Source organism: Streptomyces sp. NPDC042638, assembly GCF_040647235.1.
GTDB classification, from domain to species: Bacteria; Actinomycetota; Actinomycetes; order Streptomycetales; family Streptomycetaceae; genus Streptomyces; species Streptomyces rameus.
The window spans coordinates 63,010-80,623 of sequence record NZ_JBEZBT010000038.1 but is presented as its reverse complement, the minus strand read 5'-3'; the positions used below and the strand labels follow the sequence as shown (position 1 = coordinate 80,623).

The window sequence follows — 17,614 nt, the reverse complement described above, 5'->3', positions numbered from 1 at the left end:
TTGGGGGGGGCGGTGTTTTGGGGGGGGGGGGGGGGGGGGGGGGGGGGGGGCGGGTGGCACCGGCCCCGCCCGCCGTGCCGTCAGCTGGTGCCGAGGAGCTGCTTCATCTCCCCGATCTCGGCGTTCTGCGCGGTGACGACGGCGTCCGCCAGGTCCTTGGCGGCGCCGTAGCGGCCCTTGTCCTTCTCGGTGGTGGCCATCTCGACGGCACCCTGGTGGTGCCGGACCATCAGCGCCAGGAACCTGGCGTCGAAGTCCTTGCCGGTGGCCTTCTCCAGGGCGGACATGTCGGCGTCGCTCATCATCCCAGACATCTCAGACATCCCGGACATGGCGGAGTGGCCCGAGTGGTCCGTGCCGGCCATGGGCACGTCCTCACCCCAGGACTTCAGCCAGCCGGTCATGGTGCGGATCTCCGGGTCCTGCGCCTTCTCGATGCGGGCGGCGAGGTCCTTCACCCGCGCCGAGGAGGCCCGGCCGTCCGCGAGTCGCGCCATCTCCAGGGCCTGCCGGTGGTGGGGGATCATGCCCTGCGCGAAGGTGACGTCCTGGGCGTTGTGCGCGACGGCCGGCGCGTCCGCGCCGGCGGAGGAGCCCGGGGCGGCGGAGGAGCCGTGGCCGGTGTGGCCGGCGTCGGCGTCGCCGTGGCCGCAGGCGGCCAGGACGAGGGCGCTGGTCACGGCGAGCGCGGCCAGAGCGGCGCGGCGCGTCTTGGTACGGATGGTCATGCGGGGAACTCCTGCTGTTCGGTGGGATGCGGGGCACGCGTGACAACGGCCGCGATGAGTGCCGGGCCGTCGGTGCCGCCGGGGGCTTTCGTGTGGATCAGGCCGAGCCCGGCATGATCCGAACGGGAGCCCCTAGATCCGCAGGAGCTGGAGTTCCGCCAGGGAGGGTGGTGCACGGGCGCCGTCCGGTGCCGCGACCCGGCACGGGCGCGGGGCGGCGGACGGCATGGCGGCGCTCGCCGGGACGGGGGCGAGGGCCGGCAGCCGCGGCCCGTCGTTCACGGCACCGGACGCGCACGTGGGATCGGCGTGGTGCGGCCGGCCGCCGCCGTCGTGACCGTCCCCGCCGGGGCAGTCGTCCACGGCGCCGAGCACGGCCGCGAGGTGCCCGCCCCGGGCGTGCTCCGCGTGTCCGGCTGCGCCGCCGGGCGCGAGGGCGTGCATGCCCAGCAGCCCGATCAGAACCGCCAGCACGGACAGCACGCGACACCGCCGGAGCGGTGGCCGAAGGTGCTCTCCCGTGCTGTGCATCGCGGTCATCGTACGGGGCGGGTGACGGCCGGGGGCCCCGGCCCGCCGTCGCGCATCCGACCGGCCGGAGCGGGGTGCCGCCGCCGGCAGTGGTGCCGCGCGGCGACGGCGAGCCGTGTCCGCCCCGCACGCCGTCCGCCCACCGGGACCCTCCCGCGGCCGGGGCGGCACGGCGGCCGGCCGGCCGCGGCGCGTGGTTCAGCGACGGCCGTGGCGGGTGGTTCAGCGACGGCCGCGGCGCAGTTCGCGGCCGAACTTGCGCAGCTTCCTGACCCGGGTGTCGGCGATGTCGTAGAGCGTGCCCATCCCCGCCAGGGCGAGGACGAGGCTGCCGGAGACCGCCATGACGGGCGGCCGGTACTCGGTGCCCCGGACGGAGGTGAAGCCGGGCTCCTTGACCGCCTTGAGGGTGAGGTCGGCCTTCGCCATGCGCTGCACGAAGGGCAGCCGCCAGATGCCCGGGAGCGCGGCGTAGGCGCGCATGGCGGCCTTGGTCGCGGGCAGTTCGACGCCGTTCTCCAGCCGCCACTTGGCGCGGCGCTCCAGGCCGCGGTGCCAGCTCTCCACGATCCCGGCGACCCGGTGCGGGTCGAGGTGGTGCCACGGCGCGGACTGGGACAGGTACATGCGCCGGGACAGTCCGGTGCGCAGGCGCACGTGTTCGGCGTTCTCCTCGGAGGTGCGGCCCTCGGTCTCGATCAGCCATCGTGTGGCCCGGAACCGGCCCAGCATCGCGGCGCCGAAGACGGTCAGGTCGAGCAGGTGGTCGAGGATGAAGAAGCGGCTGTCGCCGATCGCCTCGCTGTACTTGGACCGCACCATCGAGCGCATGATCCGCCAGTCGGCGGTCACGGCGCGGTTGACGTGATCGAGGTAGCCGGTGTCCAGGTGACCGTCGCGGATGTCGCGTTCGGCGATGTTGGCGATGTGCCAGGAGGTGGTCATGGACAGCGACAGGCCCTGGCTGTAGTACGCGTCGATGATCGACGAGGCGTCGCCGACCATGGCGTAGCGGCGGGGCGAGACGAAGGTGTCGGTGCAGTGCTGGACGTCCTTGTAGGCGCTGAACTCCAGCAGGTGGTCCTCGGTCAGCCAGTCGAGCACCGGGTAGCGGCGCAGCACCTGCCAGAAGACCTCGCGGGCGTTGCCCTCCTCGGGCGGCCGGTTGCGGTCGTAGGTGACGCCGACGCTGACCCGGTCGCCGGCCAGCCGGATGATCCAGATCCAGTACCCGGCGCCCCACAGGTGCAGGGTGTTGCGGTCGCGCCGGGCGGTGTCGCCGTCGGGGAAGTGGTACGTCCACCGCTCGTCGAACAGGTCGTCGGAGCAGTGGGAGAACTGGCCCCAGGCGGCCGTGGTGGCGAACCCGGAGTCCAGCGGCAGGTCGTGGCCGAAGCGGCGGGCCAGCAGCCGGCTGCGGCCGGAGCAGTCGACGATCCAGCGGGTGTCGATCCGGCCCTGCTCCCTGCGGTCCCGGGAGACCCAGGTCAGGGTGTGGTCGGCGGCGTCCCGGCCGAGTTCCACCTCGCGGACCAGACCGCGCTCCAGGAGTGTGACGCCTTCCGTCTTGCGTGCGCGTTCGCGCAGTTCCGCCTCGATCTCCGGGCGGACGATCTGCGAGTCCTCGAACATCACGCGCGGGAACAGGGGGTTGACCGCCTTGTCGATCCAGTGCTGCGGGAGGTCGCTCTCGAATCCCCACTCCGACACCGACTCGTCGAAGCTGGTACGGCCCTCCATGCCGTGGGCCATCCAGAAGCCGGCCTTGTGGAACGACTTCTGGAAGGCCTCGTCCAGCTCACCGAGCACGCGCAGAAACGCGTTGGAGTAGATCAGCAGCGACTCGCCGACCTTGTAACTGGCGAGCTGCTTCTCCGTGGGCTGGTCGACGCAGACCACGGACAGTCCGCGCTTGGCGTACGCGAGGGAGTTGATCAGGCCGACGATGCCCGACCCGACCACGCACACGTCGGCGCGGAGGTGTTCCCAGGGGGCGGCGGCGCGGTCGTTCTCAGGCATGGCACTCCTTGGCTGGATGAGTCGGCGGCTCGTGCGCCGGCGGCAGGAGGGTTCGGGCGGCGGCCGGCGCCGAGGTCAGGCGACGGCCCAGGTGTCGTTGCCGGAGAGGAGGGCGGCGAGGTCGCCGGGGCCCCTCTCCTCGACGCAACGCCCCAGCTGCTCGGTGAGCTGGGCGTCGTAGACGGGCCGGTCGACGTCGCGCAGGACGCCGACCGGGGTGTGCCGCAGCGTGCCGGCGTCGGCGAGCCGGGACAGGGCGAACGCGGTGGCCGGGGAGGCCGCGTGGGCGTCGTGCACGAGGACCCGGTCCTCGTCGCCGGGCGTGACCGGGCCGGTGTGCAGCTCGCCGTCGGCACCCCGGAAGACGCCCTGGTCGGCGAACCGGACGGGGCGTCCGTGTTCGAGGCGGACCAGCGCCTCGTCGCGGGTCCCGGGTTCCTTCAGCAGGTCGAAGGCGCCGTCGTTGAAGATGTTGCAGTTCTGGTAGATCTCCACGAGAGCGGTGCCCCGGTGGGCGGCGGCCGCCCGCAGCACCGAGGTGAGGTGCCTGCGGTCGGAGTCGATGGTCCGGGCGACGAAGGACGCCTCGGCGCCGAGGGCGAGGGAGAGCGGGTTCAGCGGGGACTCCAGCGAACCCATGGGGGTCGACTTGGTGATCTTCCCGGTCTCGCTGGTCGGGCTGTACTGGCCCTTGGTCAGGCCGTAGATCCGGTTGTTGAACAGCAGGATCTTCAGGTTGACGTTGCGGCGCAGGGCGTGGATCAGGTGGTTGCCGCCGATGGAGAGGGCGTCGCCGTCACCGGTGACGACCCACACGGACAGGTCGGGGCGGGAGGCGGCGAGGCCGGTGGCGATGGCCGGGGCCCGGCCGTGGATGGAGTGCATCCCGTAGGTGTTCATGTAGTACGGGAAGCGGGACGAGCAGCCGATGCCCGAGACGAAGACGATGTTCTCGCGGGCGAGGCCGAGTTCGGGCATGAAGCCCTGGACCGCGGCGAGGACGGCGTAGTCACCGCAGCCCGGGCACCAGCGCACCTCCTGGTCGGTCCGGAAGTCCTTGGGCGACAGGGTCTTCGGCTGGACGGGGGCGAGGGGCAGGGCCTCAGTCATCGAGAGCCTCCTTCAGCACCAGGGCGAGGTCAGCGGAGCGGAACGGCATGCCGTTGACCTGGTTGCAGGGGTAGGCATCCACCAGGAACTCGGCGCGCAGCAGCAGGGAGAGCTGGCCGAGGTTCATCTCGGGCACGACGACCTTGTCGTAGGCCGAGAGGACCGCGCCGAGGTTGGCGGGGAACGGGTTGAGGTGGCGCAGATGGGCCTGGGCGATCCGGTCGCCGTCCGCGCGGAGGCGGCGTACGGCAGCGGTGATCGGGCCGTAGGTGGAGCCCCAGCCGAGCACCAGGACCCGGGCGTCGCCCGTGGGGTCGTCCACCTCCACGTCCGGGACCTGGACGCCGTCGACCTTGGCCTGGCGGGTGCGGACCATGAAGTCGTGGTTGGCCGGGTCGTAGGAGATGTTGCCCGTGCCGTCCTGCTTCTCGATGCCGCCGATGCGGTGCTCCAGCCCTGGGGTGCCCGGGACGGCCCAGGGACGGGCGAGGGTCCGCGGGTCGCGTTTGTAGGGCCAGAAGACGTCGGTGCCGTCGTCCAGGGTGTGGTTCGGGCCGGTCGCGAACGGCACCCGCAGGTCGGGGAGTTCGTCGGGGCGCGGGATCCGCCACGGCTCGGAGCCGTTGGCGAGGTAGCCGTCGGAGAGCAGGAAGACGGGGGTGCGGTACGTCAGCGCGATGCGGGCCGCCTCGAGCGCCGCGTCGAAGCAGTCCGCCGGGGTCCGGGGCGCGACGATCGGCACCGGTGCCTCGCCGTTGCGGCCGAACATCGCCTGGAGCAGGTCGGCCTGCTCGGTCTTGGTCGGCAGGCCGGTGGACGGGCCGCCGCGCTGGATGTCCACGATCACCAGCGGCAGTTCCAGGGAGACGGCCAGTCCGATCGTCTCCGACTTCAGGGCCACGCCGGGGCCGGACGTCGTCGTCACACCGAGCGAGCCGCCGTAGGCGGCGCCCAGCGCGGCGCCGATGCCCGCGATCTCGTCCTCGGCCTGGAAGGTGCGCACACCGAAGTTCTTGTGCCGGCTCAGCTCGTGCAGGATGTCCGAGGCCGGTGTGATCGGGTAGGAGCCCAGGAACAGCGGCAGCCCGGACCGTTGCGCCGCCGCGATGAGCCCGTAGGACAGGGCCAGGTTGCCGGAGATGTTCCGGTAGGTGCCCGGGGCGAGCGGGGCGGGGGCGATCTCGTAGGAGACGGCGAAGTCCTCGGTGGTCTCGCCGAAGTTCCATCCGGCGCGCAGAGCCGCCACGTTGGCCTCGGCGATCTCGGGCTTCTGCGTGAACTTCCGCCGCAGGTAGCGTTCGGTGCCGCTGGTGGGCCGGTCGTACATCCACGACAGCAGGCCGAGGGCGAACATGTTCTTGGCCCGCTCCGCGTCCTTGCGGGCCAGCGCGGTGCCGGTGAGCGCCTCCAGGGTCAGTGTGGTCAGCGGCACCGGGTGCAGGCGGTAGCCGTCCAGCGAGCCGTCCTCCAGCGGGGAGGCGTCGTAGCCGACCTTCTGCAGGGCGCGCCTGGTGAACTCGTCGGTGTTGGCGATGATCTCGGCGCCGGGCGGCAGGTCGGGCAGGTTGGCCTTGAGCGCGGCCGGGTTCATCGCCACCAGCACGTCCGGCGCGTCGCCCGGGGTGAGGATGTCGTGGTCGGCGAAGTGGAGCTGGAAGGACGACACTCCGGGCAGGGTGCCGGCGGGGGCACGGATCTCCGCCGGGAAGTTCGGCAGCGTCGACAGGTCGTTGCCGAACGAGGCGGTCTCGGAGGTGAAACGGTCGCCGGTGAGCTGCATCCCGTCGCCGGAGTCGCCGGCGAACCGGATCACCACCCGGTCGAGCCGTCGGACCGGCTTGGACCTGCTGACCATACTGACCATCGGTGCGGTTCCCCTCGCAGTGGACGCGGACGGAGGAAGGATTCGAAAAGGAACGCGGGCCGGCCCCCGCCGGGGGTTTACGGGGGCCGACCCGCGGATCGGGGGCCGTCAGGCCGGAGCGGGGCGGGTGAACGCCAGGACGACGTTGTGGCCGCCGAAGGCGAACGAGTTCGACAGGACGGCGTCGACCGGCAGGTCGCGCGGTGTGCCGCCGACCACGTCCAGGCCGAGGGCGGGGTCGGGCTCGGCCAGGTTGGTCGTCGGTGGGACGACACCCCGGTCGATCGCCTGCACGGCGGCCACCGCCTCGATCGCGCCCGCGGCGCCGAGCGCGTGGCCGGTCATGGACTTGATCGCGGACACCGGGATCCGCCCGGCCGCCTCGCCGAGCGCGGCGTGCAGGGCTTTGGCCTCGGCGGCGTCGTTGTAACCGGTGCCGGTGCCGTGCGCGTTGATGTGCGAGACGTCCTGCGGGCGCAGGCCCGCCGAGCGCAGTGCCGCTCGCAGTGCCCGGGCGGCGCCCGCACCCTCCGGGTGGGGTGCGGTGACGTGGTGGGCGTCGGAGGAGCGGCCGAAGCCGCGCAGTTCGGCCAGGACGCGCGCGCCGCGTGCGGCGGCGTGCGCGGCGGACTCCAGGACGAGTACGGCCGCGCCCTCGGCGAGGACGAAGCCGTCCCGGTCGGCGCTGAACGGCCGGCTGGCCTGCTCGGGCCGGTCGTTGCGGGTGGAAAGGGCCCGGATCTTGGCGAAGCCGCCGACGAGCATCCGGGTGACGGGCGCTTCGGTGCCTCCGGCCAGGACGACGTCGGCCTCACCGGAGGTGATCATCTGGCTCGCGGTGACGAGGGCGTCGGCGCCCGAGGCGCAGGCGGTGACCACGGCGCTGCTCGGGCCGAGCAGTCCGAGGTCGAGGCAGATCCGGGAGGCGGGGCTGTTGGCCATGCTCATCGGGATGAAGCGGGCGCCGAGCCGTCCGGGGCCGTGGGTGAGCAGCGCGGCGGTGTTCGTCTCCCAGGTCGAGACACCGCCCGAGCCGGTGCCGATGACGACACCGATCCTGGTGCGGTCCTCGGCGGCCAGGTCGAGGCCGCTGCTCTCCAGGGCCAGGCCGGCGGCGGCCACGGCGAGGTGGGTGGACCGGTCGGCGGTGGCGGCGTCCCGTGCTGCGGGGGCGCGTGCCGCGGGCAGGTCGACCTCTCCGGCGATCCGCACGGGCATGCCGCCGGCGTCGAAGCGGGTGATCGGCCGGACGCCGCTCAGTCCCTTCAGCTGCGCCGCGTGGAAGTCGTCGGCTCCGACGCCGATGGAGGTGACCGGGCCGAGTCCGGTCACCACCACGCGCCGGTCCCCGGCGGTCACCGCGGTTCCCCCGGGCCACGGGTGTCGACGACATGGGCCACCACCTCGCCGACGGTGGTCAGCCGCTGGGCGGCATCGTCGTCGACGGGTGTGCCCAGGTGCTCCTCGAGGATGGTCACCAGCTCGACCAGATCGAGCGAGTCCATGCCGAGGTCCTCCCGGAGCCGGGCCTCCCGGGTGATCTCGTCGGGAAGCAGGCCCAGTCGCTCGCACAGCAGGTCGCTCACGCGCGCGAGGACCGCCTCGGCGCCTTCGGTCTGGGTCGGTGGGGTCACTGGGGCCGCCTTGGGTCGTGGTGGATGGGCAGTGGCGCGCCGGTCCCCCGCCACGCGCCGAGGTCCGCGTGCAGCGCGAAGTCCTGGCAGACGGCCTCGACCGCGCCGGTGAACCGGTCGGCCTCGGCCGGTCCGAGCAGCAGGGGCGGCTGGATGCGCAGGACCCGGTTGCTGTTGGCGGTGAGGAAGGTGAGGATCCGGTGGTCACGGGCGAGCTGCGCGACGAAGCGCAGGCACATCAGGTCGCCGAGCGAGGACTCCACGGCCTGCCCGGCCCGGTGGAAGGCGTCGCGGACCTGCGTGGGCAGCCACTCGATCAGTCCGTGCAGGTCGCCGGGGAGCCGGGCGAGCGCCTCGTCGGCCATCGCCCGGGCGGCGCCGGAGAAGTCGCCGTCGAACTCGATGGCGTTCATCAGTCCGATGCCGCGGACCTCCCGGACGAAGCCGTAGGGGGCGCAGACCTCGCGCAGCCGCTCGCGCAGCCGGGTGCCGACCTCGTGGGCCCGCTGCGGCAGCCGTTCGACGACCAGGGTGTCGAGGGTGGCCAGGCCGACGGCCGCGGCGAGGTTGCCGCCGCCGAACGTCGAGGAGTGCAGCATGGCCCGGTCGGTGCTCCCGTAGGCGCTGTCCCACAGTTCGGGTCGGGCGAGCGTCGCGGCCAGCGGGACGAGTCCGCCGGACAGGGACTTGGCCACGCAGAGGATGTCGGGTTCGAGGGCGTCGTGCTCGGCGGCGAACACGGTGCCGGTGCGGCCCAGCCCGGTCTGGATCTCGTCCAGGACGAAGGCGGCGCCGGCCCGGCGGCACAGGCGCTGGGCCTCGGCCAGGTAGCCGGGGGGCGGCAGGATCACTCCGCCCTCCCCCTGGACGGGTTCCAGGATGAGGGCGGCGGCGCCGTCGAGGGCCGCGGCGAGGGCGTCCGTGTCCCCGTAGGGCACGGCGACGCAGTCGGGCAGGAGCGGGCGGAAGGCGGCGGTGTGGCCGCTGCGCCCGGTCACCGACAGGGCGCCGAGCGTCTTGCCGTGGTAGCTGTTCTCCGCGTGCACCAGCCGGCTGCGCCCGGTGGCGGCGCGGGCCAGCTTGAGGGCGGCCTCGACGGCCTCCGCGCCGGAGTTGGAGAAGAAGACCCGGTCCAGTCCGGGGGGTGCCAGATCGCTGAGCCGCTCGGCCAGTTCGGCGGTGTGGGCGGGCATGGAGACGTACTGCACGAAGGTGGGTGCGCCCAGGTCGAGGAACCCGCGGAGGGCGCGGGTGACGGCCGGGTGGTTGTGGCCGAGGTTGAGGCAGCCGTATCCGGCGACGAAGTCGAGGTATTCGGTGCCGTCCTCGGCCACGAGGGTGCAGCCCTCGGCGCGGGTGAAGACCCGGTCCATTCCGTGGGCGGCGAACAGCCGGGCCATCGGCGGATTGACATGGGTGCGGAACCTGCGCGCCGTCCGCGCGGTCCGGGACGGGGGTGTGCCGCGGGCCGGGGTGTGGTGGCGGGCGAGCCGGTCGAACCACTCGTCGCCGACGGTCCGCCCGAAGCTCGCGAGCGGTGTGGGCAGGAAGCCGTGCCGGGCGGCGAGTCCGCCGATGGTGACGATCCGGTCCAGGTCGAGTTCGCGGCCCAGTGACCAGGGCTCGGCGCGCTGTTCCAGGGCGAGCACGACGGTCTCGGCGAGGCAGCCGTTGAGCTGCTGGGTGGGGGCGGGCAGCATGCCGTCGCCGAGCCGGACCGCGTCCGTCGCACTGACCAGGCCGCCGTCGACGACCAGGACGTCGTGCCGGCCGGGCGGCGCGGCGGCGACGTCCCTCGGCAGGGCGACGTCCACGACGACCGAGCCGGGGTGCATCCGGGTGGCGTCCAGGGCGCCGCCGGTGGACGAGGCGCTGACGTACAGGCGCGCGGCGCCGTAGAGCCCGGCGGGGTCGTCGTGCAGGGTGACCCGGGTGCGTTCGGCGGGTTCGAGGTAGCGCAGCAGCGCCTCGGGGGTCCGGGCGCTGGGACGGCGTACCAGGTCCAGCTCGTAGCCGTCGGCGAGCAGCAGCCGGGCGAGGGCCAGACCGATCGAACCGGGGTAGCCGACGACCACGACGCGGGCCCGGCCGGGCTGTTGGCCGAGCCGCTCGGCGCAGTGCCGGACGGCCGCGTGGGCGGCGTAGGTGGTCAGGGAGTTCCCGCTGGTCAGCGGCGCGTCGACGGTCTTCGCGGTCCACACGCCGCGGTCACCGACGATGGAGGTGGCCCCGCCGAGCCCGATCAGCTCGGCGCCGGCGTCGCGCAGTTCGGCCGCCTGGGCGGCGACCAGCTCCCGGCCGAGCGCCGGACGGCGCAGCAACTGCTCGGCGGTGTAGGGCAGATACCGCACCTCGCCGGTGCACCGGTGGCCGGCCGCGGAGGTGAGGGCCAGCTCGGGCAGCGGCACGTGCCGGCGCGGGGCGGGGTCGCGGGGGATGCCGCGGTGCTCGTCGAGCAGCCGGCCGAACAGGTCGAGTCCGCGGACCTGGTTGCGGTGGCCGTCGCTGACGGGGTGGGCGAGGAATCCGAACTTCATCGGGCACCGCCCGTGCCGCCGGGGGTGCGGGCCATGGCGAAGGTGAGTTCGGGGAGGGTGTCGCGCTGCCAGCCGAGCTGGGAGAGCAGGCTGAGTCCGTCGCCCTCGTTGTTGTGGGTCACCGGGACCGAGTAGAGGTTCAGGGTGGAGCGGCGCAGCAGGTCGGCGCGCAGGGTGCCGGGATCGATGTCGTCGAGTCTGCGGCGGGCGACGGTGAGGGGCCCGAAGGTCTCCTCGCCGTCCTCGGGGAGCAGGTGGAGCACCTGCGTCTGCCGGCCGGCGCCGGCCGCCGAGCGGCCCTCGCGGTAGGTGCGGATCATCGAGTGTCCGCCGTCGACGAGCTGGAAGACGCTCAGGTTGCCGTCCAGCCGGTGCCCGTGGAAGCAGATCTGCTGGATCAGGCCGGGCAGGATGTCCGGGACGAGGGCGGCGGCGCCGTCGCCGATGAACGCGAGTGTGTTGCCGGGCCTGGTGAGGGCGATGGCGGGCACGGCCTGGAGGGCGTCACCCATCAGCGCGCGGCCGTACCAGCCGGAGAAGCCGGGGCCGGTGCGGGGCAGGTTGCGGACGGCGGACAGACCGCCGCGTCCGACGTCGTACACCCCGGTGTAGGTGTAGCCGTCCGCGGTGATGAGGCCGTCCAGGACCTCGCCGAGCCGGTGGTAGAAGTAGTTGAGGCTCATCGGCTGGACGGGCAGGCCGTGGACGACGTCCGAGGCGGAGTCGGCGGCCTCGGCGAGGGCACGGCGCCGGGCGGCGAGCAGCTCGGCGGGCACGGCGAGGCGGTCGCGGACGGCGCGCAGGAAGTGCGCGGCCTCGGCGCGCACCGGGTGGTCGGTGAACGGCGCGAGGTGTGCGGCCTCGTCGCTGACCTGGACGATGCGCAGGGAGCGTTGCAGGGCCCGGGGGGAGAACGGGGTGGCCGCCTCGGTGATCCGGCTCTTGACGAAGAACAGGCACTGCTCGTCCCGGGGCCGCAGCCGTCCGTCCCGGTGCAGGAAGGCGTGGACGCGGTCCGAGTAGCCGTACAGGCCCAGCGTGCCGAGGTACTCGGGGACGACGGCGCCGTCGCGGTAGCGGGCGACCGTGCCGGGGCGGGTGAGGGAGTCGGCGAGCCCGATGCCGCCGTCGGCGGCGATCTCGTGGACCAGGGCGCGTTCCCCGGCGGACAGGGCGCCGAGCTGCCACAGGATCCGCTCGGGGCCGTGGTTGAGCAGGTCGACGACCGGGGCGAGGGCGTCCTCGGTGACCGTCGCCCGGGGCGCGCGGGGCGGGGGCGGCGGGGGCGGCAGCTCGACGCGGGACGCCTCCAGCACGTCGGGGGTGGCGAGCAGGACGACCGGGCCGCGGTCCTCGTCGTAGGCGGCGAACGCCGTGGCCAGGTCGGCCGCCAGCCGGCGCGGGTCGTCGAGGTGGACGTGGGGGATGCGGCGGGCGCGCAGCAGTTCCCGGGAGTCCTCGGCGGCGTGCACCGTGCCCTGGAAGGGGTACCAGGTGTCCGCGCGGGAGTCGGCGCACACGATGAAGCCGCGGGCACGGGCGTCGCGCAGATTGGCGAGGGTACCGCGGAACTCGTCCACCATCCCGCTGGTCACCACGATGAGGGCGGGTGCGGCGTCCAGCTGCCAGCGGGCCAGCGCGCCACAGGCGAGGCTGTGTTCGCTCGGGCCGCGCAGCACCGGGTTGCCGGAGCGGGCGGCGCGGTCTTCCAGCTCGGCGATGAGCCCCGAGACCACCGAGCCCGTGTAGTAGTGCAGACCCCAGGGGGTCGTGGCGCGGGAGTCGAGGAAGTCGGCGAGCGCACCGGCGAGCGCGGGCGGCGCGGTGCGGGCCGAGGCGCGCAGCGCCCCGGCGGTGTGCTGCAGCTGGACCACGTCGGTGAAGGCGCAGATCACGTCGGCGGCCAGTACCCAGTCGTCGCCGGGGAGGCGGCGGCGGTTGTGCGGCTGGGCGATCCGCGCGCGGGGAGGGGGGCCGTCGTCGTAGACGTGCACGGTGTACGGGGACGTCTCGAAGCCGACGTGCGGGGGCAACGCGGCCCGCAGGGCGTCGAGTTCGTCGGTGAGGGAGGTGTCCAGGGGCTCGTCGGACACGCCGGCCGCCACGGCGTCGACCAGGACCAGGGCGAGCGTGGCGGGGTTCGTCCCGTCGGGGCCGGCGGCCGCGCGCAGCTGGGTCGCCGCCTCCGTGAGGGTTTCGGCGGAGCAGAGGGTGATGGTCGCGTGGGGCAGCGCCCGGTCGAGGAAGCGGCGCGCGCGGCCGTGCGTGTACCGGTAGGGCTCCGGCCAGTCGTCGTGCCGGTAGGGCAGTGCGGAGGTGGTCAGGATCCGCTGCGAGCCCTCGACCAGATCGCCGAAGGCGGTCGCGACGGTCCGCTGGAAGGCCGGGCGTTTGCCGACGGCCGCGATCAGCAAGCGCGACGGCCGGGGGCTGCCGCTGCTGTTGTCCACTGTCCGATTCCCCTCGCCGGTAGCGGTGTTGGCCTCTGGGAGTGTGCGGGCAGGCGACTGGAGCCGCTCTGCATGTCCTCTGGACGTCGCGTCGCGCGGGGGCGCCGGTGTGGCAGGCTCGGGGCGTGGCGGGACGGGGGTGGGCTGTGGAGGGGCAGCGGGTGCGGGAGCTGCGGCGGCGGATCGGGTATCCCGATGTGCCGGTTCCCGTGGAGCGCGACTGGTCCGCGCTGGGGCCGGGATACGCGCCGGTGGAGTACACGGCGCCCTCGGTGCCGGAGCCGGAGCCGGATCTCGAGGCGGTGTGGCGGAGGGCGGTGCGGCTGTCCTGCCACCCCCTGCTGCTGCGGGACGCGGCGAGCGGCCGTCCGTTGAGTCCGGCCGGCCCGACCGGGATCACCGGCCGGGGGCGGCTGCACCGGTTCGGCCCGAACCCGGCGGCCGACGGCGTGGTCACCCACGGTTCGGGGGCGCGGGCGCTGGTGCTCCTGGTGCGGCGGCGCGACACCGGCCAGCTGGCCTTTCCCGGTGGCTTCCGGGAGACGGACCCGCGGACCGGGGAGCTTGAGGAGGCGGTGCGCGCGGCGCTGCGCGAGACCCTGGAGGAGACCGGGGTGCGGGCGCACGGCGGTGCGGCGCGGCTGCTGCACGAGGGGGTCGCGCACTGGTCGGTGCGCAACACGGACAACGCGTGGATCGAGAACTGCGCCGTGCACGTCCGGTTGCCGCGGGGCGCCGGCGGCCCGCCGCGGGCCGAGGGACGTGACGACGCGCGCACGGCGGACTGGTTCCCGGTGCACGGCGTCGATCCTGCGACGCTCAGCGCGACCCATGCCGCGCATCTGGGCCGGCTCCGCCGCGGCCTCGGGGGCTGACCCGAGCAATTCAGGAGTCGCCCCGCCGCTCGCCGAGGGCCTCAACTAAGGGTTGAAATGACGCTTAGTGATGGGTGGTCAGAGGTGGATGCGCTTTCTCCGTTCCTGCGGGAGACCTGGTACTGCGACACCTCCGATCCGCGCGTGCGGCGCCTGGCCGCCGAGCTGCGCGGCCGGGACGACCGGGCGACCGCGGTGGCCGCGTTCCACCATGTCCGGGACGGCATTCGCTACCGGGTGGGGAACTGGCAGCAGACGGCGTCGCAGACGCTCGTCATGGGTGACGGGACCTGTACCAACAGCGCCAACCTGCTGGTGGCGCTGCTGCGTGCGCAGGGCATCCCGGCCGGGTACGGCGTGATGCGGGTCCGCGGCCGGGAGTACTTCGGCCCGCTCGCCCCGGCGCGGCTGGCGCGCCTGGCCGGCGAGGTCAGCCGGCATGTGTACGCCTGCGTCCTGCTGGACGGCACCTGGGTACGCTGCGATCCCTCGGACGACCTGGCGCTCTCGCTCGGCACGGTGCACCTCAATCCGCAGAGCCGGCCGGTCGACTGGGACGGCGAGCGGGACGCGATGCTGCACCTGCATCCCGACCACGTCCTGGAGGACGAGGCGCCGGTCGCGGACATCGCCGGGCTGATGGCCAAGCGGATGCGCCGCACGATCGGCGTCCCGGTGCGGATCGCCAACCTGTACATGGACTTCCTGCGCCGGCACGGCGCCGGGATGCGCAGTTCCGAGGAGGCGCAGGAGCACTTCCTGCCCTGGCTGCGCGAACGCCACCCCGGACTGCACCTGGTGTACCGGTCGCTGCCCGAGCGTGCCCCGCAGACCGAGCCCGCGCTGGGGTGAACCGGTGTCCACGGATGTGGACGGCTGGGCGGCCGCCGCCGCCCAGCCGTCCGCTGCGCGCTCAGTCCTCGGTCAGGCCGAACCGGGCGTGCAGCCGCTTGAGGGGCCTCGGCGCCCACCAGTTGACGTGGCCGAGCAGCCGCATGGCCGCCGGTACGAGCAGGCCGCGCACGAGGGTGGCGTCGACCAGGACGGCGAGGGCCAGACCGGCACCGAGCAGCTTCAGGATGGACAGCTGGGAGGTGGCCAGGGCGCCGAGCACGATCGCGACGATCAGCGCCGCCGCGGTGATCAGCCGGCCCGTGCGCTCCATGCCGAAGGCGACCGCGCGGGTGTTGTCGCCGGTGGCGAGGTACTCCTCGCGGATCCGGGAGAGCAGGAACACGCTGTAGTCCATCGACAGTCCGAAGGCGACGCAGAACATCAGGATCGGCACCGTGACCTCCAGTTGGCCGGTGTGCACGAAGTCGCCGACCAGCCACTTCAGATGACCGTCCTGGAAGACGTACACCATGGCGCCGAAGGACGCCGTGAGGCTCAGCATGTTCAGCACGAGCTGCTTGAGCGGGATCACGACGCTGCCGGAGAACAGGAAGAGCAGCACCAGCATGCTGATCGCGATGATCGCGCCGGCCCACGGCAGCCTGCTGCTCAGGCTGTCCTTGGTGTCCACCTGGGTGGCGGCGTCTCCCCCGACCAGGACGTGGCCCGGGGCGGGCACCGCCCGGACGGCGCGCACGTAGTCCTCGCCGGCCGCGGAGCCCTGGTCGCGGTCGGACACCAGCGACAGCCAGGTGCCGCCGGTGCCGTGGAAGGCCGCCGCCGCGGGGCCGGGCGGCGCGGCGCGGCGCCCGTCGGCGAAGGTCCCGGCCGCGCTGTCCACCCGGACGGTCCCGGGCAGGGCGGACAGCCGTCGCGCGTAGTCGGCGAGCCGGTCGCTGCCGGGTTCGACGTCCGGGGTGACCACCACGACGGGCGAGGTCTGGGCGCCGTGGAACTCGCCGCGGATGGTGTCGGAGGCGACCTGGGAGGCGCTGCCGCGGGGCAGCACCCGGTCGTCCATGAGGGCGAACCTCGCCTGGGTGAACGGCAGCGCCAGGGCCGCGAGGACGACCGCGACGGTGGCGCCGATGACGACCGGGCGGCGCATGACGGTGAGGGCGAGTCGGTGCCACAGTCCCTGCTCGGGGCTTCGCGAGCCCGGCAGTCTGCGGCGCAGCGGGGCGAAGACGTCCCACCGGTCGATGCGCCGGCCGATCAGCGCCAGCAGAGGCGGCATGAGCAGCACCGAGGTGGCGGCGGCGAGGACGACCACGACGATTCCGGCGTAGGCGAGCGAGCGCAGGAAGTAGATCGGGAAGACCAGCAGGGCGGCCAGCGACAGCGCCACGGTGAGCGCGGAGAACAGCACGGTCCGTCCGGCGCTGCGCAGGCCGGCCGCGATCGCCTCGGTCACGCCGCGGCCGGCCGCGAGTTCCTCGCGGTAGCGGGTGACGACGAACAGGCTGTAGTCCACGGCGAGTCCGAAGCCGAGGGCGGTGGTGATGTTCAGCGCGAAGACGGACACCGAGGTGACGTCGGTCAGCAGCCGCAGTACGGCGTAGGTGCCGACCACGGACACCACGCCGACCAGCGCGGGCACCAGCGCGGCGGCGAGGGAGCCGAAGGTGGCGAGCAGGATCAGCAGGGTGAGCGGGGCGGCCAGGAGTTCGGCGCGGGTGAGGTCGGTGGCGCTCTGCTCGTCGGCCTCCGCGTTGACCTGGGCGTACCCGGTGGCCTTGACGTCGAGCGGGCCGTGCCGGCCCGTCACGTCGGGCACCAGGCCGGTGACGAGGTGATGCACCCGGTCGTCGTTTCCGCCGAGTTTGACGAGGACGAGGGCGACGCGTCCGTCGCCGGAACGCAGGGTCCGGTCGCCGGAGGTCCAGTAGGACTGCGCGTAGACGACGCCGTCGGTACGGGCGAGGCGCCGGGTCAGGTCCGCGCCGGCGGCCGACGCGCCGGCGGTGTCGACACCGCCGGCCGCCCGGGCGACGAGGACGAGGTTGGGCGCGCCCGCGTGGAAGCGGTCGGCGAGCATGCGGTCGGCCTGGAGGGACTCGGCGTCGGTCGGCGTGTAACCGCCGTTGGAGAGCCGGCTCTCGGCGTCGGCGCCGAGTACCGCGGCGGCTACGGCGATCAGCGCGACCAGCAGCATGGCGAGGCGTCTGCGGCCGACCAGGCTCCGCGCGAGCGAGGCCAGACGGCCGGTGACGGGGGCAGGCCCGTCACCGGTGTCGGCGCGGGTCTGCAGGGTTGTGGTCATGCCTTCCTCATCTCAGGCTGGGCGCCGCGGCGGCGCCGCAGCGCGGGAGGCCACGGCTCAGTGGTCCGCCAGGAGGTGGCTGCACAGGCCCTGGTGGGCCCAGCTCTCCCATGCCTCGGGGGACCAGCCGCGTTCCGCGACGAAGAGCTGGTACACCTCCGGCCCGAGCACGGTGTAGCAGACGTCGACGGCGTGCTCGGTGCCGAGATCCTCGGCGAGTGCTCCCTTCGCGGCGAGGACCTCGACGAAGCGCCGCTGGACCAGGCGGCGTTGCTCCTTGTTCGTGGACCACAGGTCGGCACCGTCGCCGCTGCAGATGACGGCGTTGCGCAGGACCTCCAGCAGCGGGGCGACGCGCTCGTTGATGACCCGTGTCATGGCTGCCAGCGCGCGCAGCTGCTCGCGCGGGTCGTCGATGGCGAGGGCCTCGACGACCTGGGGGCGCTCCAGCGTCGGCACGGGATCGTCGTCGCCGGCCACGTGCAGGTCGATGAGTTCCTTGAGGATCTGCTCCTTGTTCCCGAAGGAGAAGTAGATCGTCTGGACCGCGACGCCGGCCTCCTGGGCGATCGAATCGATCGTGGTGAGGCCGTAGCCGTGCTGGACGAAGAGCTTCATGGCGGCGTCGAGCATCCTGCGGCGGGTCTGCTGCGAGCGGAGGCGTCGGCCGTCGATCCGGTTGGCCATAAGGGGCTACCCACTTTTTATA

13 protein-coding genes are annotated in these 17,614 nt (G+C 73.5%); 2 read left to right on the top strand and 11 right to left on the bottom strand.

What is annotated here, in order from left to right; all coding sequences use genetic code 11:
* Positions 1 to 80: 80 nt before the first annotated feature.
* From AB0B40_RS26510 to AB0B40_RS26470, 9 genes are all read right to left on the bottom strand, one after another.
* Positions 81 to 728 (bottom strand): DUF305 domain-containing protein, encoded by a 648-nt coding sequence (locus AB0B40_RS26510; protein ID WP_345059772.1) that lies wholly within the window; start codon positions 726 to 728, stop codon positions 81 to 83.
* 132 nt (positions 729 to 860) lie between these two features.
* Positions 861 to 1,259 carry a DUF6153 family protein gene (locus AB0B40_RS26505; protein WP_362265918.1) on the bottom strand — a complete coding sequence of 133 codons (399 nt, stop codon included), beginning with the start codon at positions 1,257 to 1,259 and terminating at the stop codon, positions 861 to 863.
* A gap of 222 nt (positions 1,260 to 1,481) precedes the next feature.
* A complete protein-coding gene (locus AB0B40_RS26500) occupies positions 1,482 to 3,278 on the bottom strand; it encodes a hypothetical protein (RefSeq protein WP_345055722.1) in 1,797 nt (598 codons plus the stop codon).
* A gap of 75 nt (positions 3,279 to 3,353) precedes the next feature.
* Positions 3,354 to 4,388 (bottom strand): 2-oxoacid:ferredoxin oxidoreductase subunit beta, encoded by a 1,035-nt coding sequence (locus AB0B40_RS26495; protein WP_362265916.1) that lies wholly within the window; start codon positions 4,386 to 4,388, stop codon positions 3,354 to 3,356.
* A complete protein-coding gene (locus tag AB0B40_RS26490) occupies positions 4,381 to 6,252 on the bottom strand; it encodes a 2-oxoacid:acceptor oxidoreductase subunit alpha (protein WP_345055725.1) in 1,872 nt (623 codons plus the stop codon). Before AB0B40_RS26490 ends, AB0B40_RS26495 begins: the two co-directional genes overlap by 8 nt.
* Positions 6,253 to 6,360: 108 nt before the next feature.
* Positions 6,361 to 7,611 (bottom strand): beta-ketoacyl-ACP synthase II, encoded by a 1,251-nt coding sequence (gene fabF, locus AB0B40_RS26485; protein WP_345055726.1) that lies wholly within the window; start codon positions 7,609 to 7,611, stop codon positions 6,361 to 6,363.
* Positions 7,608 to 7,886 carry an acyl carrier protein gene (locus AB0B40_RS26480; protein WP_345055728.1) on the bottom strand — a complete coding sequence of 93 codons (279 nt, stop codon included), beginning with the start codon at positions 7,884 to 7,886 and terminating at the stop codon, positions 7,608 to 7,610. Before AB0B40_RS26480 ends, fabF begins: the two co-directional genes overlap by 4 nt.
* Entirely contained in the window at positions 7,883 to 10,423 is a 2,541-nt protein-coding gene (locus AB0B40_RS26475; protein ID WP_362265913.1) for an aminotransferase class III-fold pyridoxal phosphate-dependent enzyme, read from the bottom strand. The genes AB0B40_RS26480 and AB0B40_RS26475 overlap by 4 nt, the downstream gene beginning before the upstream one ends.
* A complete protein-coding gene (locus tag AB0B40_RS26470) occupies positions 10,420 to 12,873 on the bottom strand; it encodes a hypothetical protein (RefSeq protein ID WP_362265911.1) in 2,454 nt (817 codons plus the stop codon). Before AB0B40_RS26470 ends, AB0B40_RS26475 begins: the two co-directional genes overlap by 4 nt.
* A 125-nt stretch (positions 12,874 to 12,998) precedes the next feature.
* Here AB0B40_RS26470 and AB0B40_RS26465 point away from each other — a divergent pair, with 125 nt between their 5' ends.
* The gene (locus tag AB0B40_RS26465) at positions 12,999 to 13,748 is read left to right on the top strand and encodes an NUDIX domain-containing protein (RefSeq protein WP_362265910.1); all 750 of its coding nucleotides are present in this window, start codon (positions 12,999 to 13,001) and stop codon (positions 13,746 to 13,748) included.
* Positions 13,749 to 13,832: 84 nt separating this feature from the next.
* A complete protein-coding gene (locus AB0B40_RS26460; RefSeq protein WP_362265908.1) occupies positions 13,833 to 14,600 on the top strand; it encodes a transglutaminase family protein in 768 nt (255 codons plus the stop codon).
* A gap of 61 nt (positions 14,601 to 14,661) precedes the next feature.
* Here AB0B40_RS26460 and AB0B40_RS26455 read toward each other — a convergent pair whose 3' ends face one another.
* Together AB0B40_RS26455 and AB0B40_RS26450 are read right to left on the bottom strand one after the other, a co-directional pair.
* Positions 14,662 to 16,905 carry an MMPL family transporter gene (locus tag AB0B40_RS26455; protein WP_362265906.1) on the bottom strand — a complete coding sequence of 748 codons (2,244 nt, stop codon included), beginning with the start codon at positions 16,903 to 16,905 and terminating at the stop codon, positions 14,662 to 14,664.
* Between the two features lie 57 nt (positions 16,906 to 16,962).
* Complete coding sequence (locus AB0B40_RS26450) at positions 16,963 to 17,592, bottom strand: helix-turn-helix domain-containing protein (RefSeq protein WP_345055737.1); 630 nt, start codon at positions 17,590 to 17,592, stop codon at positions 16,963 to 16,965.
* Between the last annotated feature and the right edge of the window lie 22 nt (positions 17,593 to 17,614).